Here is a 3417-nt window from a genome sequence, read left to right as displayed (position 1 = left end):
GACGCCGGCCGCGCGCGGAACGCCTGCGGGGCCCTCGTCCGTCGCGGCGACGGGGGCCGCGTTGATCGCCGCGGGCGCCTTCTCGATGTACGGCGCGCCGGTGACGTTCGCGAGCGGGGCCGAGGCCGCGCTCACCGCGGCCGGCGCGGCGACGGCCGCGCTGCCGAACACCACGTCGGAGCACGAGTAGAACGCCTCGGGGCTGTCGCTGCGTTGGTAGACGACGTAGATCAGGTGCCGACCGGTCTTGTTCGCCGGCATCCGCCCGGCGAAGGTGAACGAGCCGTTGTCCAACGGCGGATCGGTCTGGGTCAGGAACGGCGTCGCCTCCAGGTCCGACCACTTGAGCGGCGTGGTGGGGTCGTACCCGTCCTTGGTGACGTAGAACTGGAACGTGCCGCGGTGCGGCGACGTGGCCCGGAACAGGTAGTTGAACGTGGCACCGGGGCTCACGTTGGTCGCGGGCCAGTCGGCGCGCGGCAGGTCGAAGCCCTTGTACTTGTCCCGCCCGGCGCTGCACAGCTTGCCGTCCGGGATGAACTCCTTGTGCCGACCGTTGACATCGGCCAGGTTGACCTCGTTCCAGTCGTACACGGGCTGCGTGCCACCCAGCGCCACGGCCGCCTTGCACGCGGCCGACGACGGGTTCTCGGGGTTCTCGGCGCGACACGTGCCGGTGCGGCTCAGCGGGTTGCTCAGCGTGCCGTGCGCCTGCGCGCTGCCTGTCGACAGCGCGGCGATCGTCAGCGGCGCCAGACAGAACGAGGCGGCCAACGCCGCGACCTTGCGTCGAGACTTCATGAAACGCCCTCCAGGAGCGGGTGTTGCCGGTGGTACCGGGGACGGGCAGGCACCGACCCCCGTGTGGTGGGGGCGGCGCGGTCGAACCGGCATCCGCGGTGGGCCGCGACGGATCCCGTGTTTCCGGCGTGCTGCCAGGCCGCAGCCGGTGGTCTACCCGGGACAGGTTTAGACCAATGGCTGCGGTCGTACCCAGATTCGCCGCGGCGGGCGGTCGGCGCAAGACTGCGGAGCCAAACTTTCCGGTTCCGCCGCGGCCGGCGCCGGGCTGGTTCCTTCCGGACACGGGCATCCGAGCCGACGGATATCCGGGTTGGCCTGCGGGGCAGGCACTCTGACGATTCGTCAGGTGAAAGATTGGTTTACTTTCGGAAAATTCTCCGAGCCGGGAGCAGGCGCGCCCGGGGCAGGCCCCGACCGGATCCGGGTCGGGTGATGGTCGGCCGGGGTCGGGTCCGGGTCGAGAATTCGCCGGGGGCAGCGTGGGGTCTCGCGAGGGGTGCCGAAAGCGGTTGCGCGAAAATCGATCGGCCGGACCTATGGACGAGACGCTGGTTGGTATAGACCATTGTCGGTGCGAGGACGGTCGACGAAGTGTGGGCGACGGCCGCCCCGGCATGGCCGTATTCCCCCGTCGCTTGGCCGCGAGCGGTGGCGTACGCAGACCGGCGGCGTACGCACGGCAGCGTGTCCCCATCCACTTCGGTATCCCGACGTGTCCAGGAGCTCGGCTCATGAGACCTGCGTTCCACGCGCAGCACCACCGCACCACTCCGTCCCGCTTCCGCCGGCGCAACGGCACTTCCGCGTCCTCCGCGTCCCCTCCGTCTTTCGTCCCGCCGGCGCGCCACCGGGCCCGGCGCGGCCTGCGTTCGCTCGCGCGGCTGCTCGCCGTGGGCATCACCGCACCACTCGCGTTCGTCGCGCTCCCCGGCGGTGTCGCCAACGCCGCGACTCCCGAGGCGACCTTCGCCAAGGCGTCCGACTGGGGCTCGGGCTTCACCGGCCAGTACACGATCCGCAACCAGGGCAGCACCACGCTGACCACGTGGCGCGTCGAGTTCGACCTGCCGGCCGGCACCACGGTCGGTTCGTACTGGGACGCCCTGCAAACCGGATCGACCGGCGGGCACTACGTGTTCACCAACCGCGAGTACAACGGCACGCTCGCCCCCGGCGCCGCCGCGTCCTTCGGCTTCCTGGGCGCGGGCTCCGCAGCTCCCACCAACTGCAAGCTGAACGGCAACCCCTGTACGGGCCCGGCCCAACCGGACACCACCGCCCCCACCGTCCCGAGCAACCTGCGGCTGAGCGGCGCGTCGTCCTCCTCGCTGACCCTGGCCTGGAACGCGTCGACCGACAACGACCGGGTCTCGGGCTACGACGTCTTCGTCGACGGCGCCGCGGCGACCACCGTGACCGGCACCAACGCGACCGTGTCGGGGCTGGCCGCGGCCAGGTCGTACACCGTCAAGGTCCGGGCCAAGGACCCGACGGGCAACCTGTCGGCCTTCACGGCCGACCTCGCCGCGAGCACCACGCCGGGCGGCCCCGACAACCCGCCGCCGGGTTCGGTGCGCAGCGTCCCCTACATCGACATCACCCGCGAGTCACCGACCCTGACCGAGGTCGCCGCGGCCACCGGCCACAAGGTCTTCACGCTGGCCTTCGTCCTCGGCAGCAACAGCGGCTGCGATCCGCAGTGGGGCGGCACGATCCCGCTCGCCGAACCACGTATCGTCAACCAGATCAACGCACTTCGGGCCCAGGGTGGTGACGTGGTGGTCGCCACCGGCGGCGCGGCCGGCCCCTACCTCGAGGCGTCCTGCGGTTCGGTCGACGCTCTCGCCGGCGCGTATCTCAAGATCATCGACACGCTCGGTGTCAAGCACCTGGACATCGACATCGAGGCGTCCATCCCGGTCGACACCATGAACAAGGCGCTGGCCAGGGTCCAACGCGACCGCCCCGGCACCACGGTCAGTTTCACCCTGATGATCCAGGGCGACGACTACGGTCTGACCCCGATCCTGGGCGTGGACCTGCTCAAGAACGCGCGGGACAACGGCGTTTCCGTCGACATCGTCAACGCGATGACGATGGAGTTCGGCACCTCTCGTCCGGTGTGGGGCGACGCGGTGATCGCGGCATCGGAGGCGACCCTGCGCCAGATGAAGGAGATCTGGCCCGCCAAGTCCGACGCGGAGCTCAAGCGCATGCTCGCGGTCACGCCGATGATCGGTCGCAACTTCAACGGCAAGATCTTCACGCAGTCCGACGCGGGCAAGCTGGTCACGTGGGCCAACACCAACCACATCGGTCGCCTGGGATTCTGGTCGGTGGGCCGCGACAACGGCTCCTGCCCCGGCGGCGGCGTCTCGCCCTCGTGCAGCAGCATCGCCCAGTCCCCCTACGAATTCACCACCCTCTTCAAGAACTTCACCGGCTGATCCGTCGACTTCACCGGTCGATCCGTCGACCGCACCGGCCGACCGGTCGACTGCACCGGTCGACCCTCTTCGGCCGGTGCTTCGAAGGCTTGTCGCCGATGTCGGACGCACCGGCGTCCGGGACAAGCCGAGCGGCCCGGTGGCGTCGTGTCGACGCCGCCGGGTT

2 protein-coding genes are annotated in these 3417 nt (G+C 70.1%); one reads left to right on the top strand and one right to left on the bottom strand.

Annotated features, from left to right (window positions below; genetic code table 11):
• Positions 1 to 801, bottom strand: an 801-nt coding sequence (locus GT354_RS37235; protein ID WP_161360810.1) for a lytic polysaccharide monooxygenase, incomplete at its 3' end; no start/stop codon positions are given.
• A gap of 734 nt (positions 802 to 1535) precedes the next feature.
• Between GT354_RS37235 and GT354_RS37230 the strand changes: the two genes are divergently transcribed.
• Positions 1536 to 3251, top strand: coding sequence for a cellulose binding domain-containing protein (locus GT354_RS37230; protein WP_161360809.1), 1716 nt, complete (start codon positions 1536 to 1538; stop codon positions 3249 to 3251).
• Positions 3252 to 3417: the final 166 nt, after the last annotated feature.

It is taken from the genome of Streptomyces sp. SID3343, assembly GCF_009865215.1.
Lineage (GTDB): Bacteria > Actinomycetota > Actinomycetes > Streptomycetales > Streptomycetaceae > Embleya.
Note: the sequence above shows the minus strand (reverse complement) of the source record. Positions and strands in the feature narration are given on the sequence as shown.

Bases quoted from the DNA above. Each gene is read 5' to 3' on its own strand.
- GT354_RS37230 (WP_161360809.1), top strand. From the start codon at position 1,536: ATGAGACCTGCGTTCCACGCGCAGCACCACCGCACCACTCCGTCCCGC.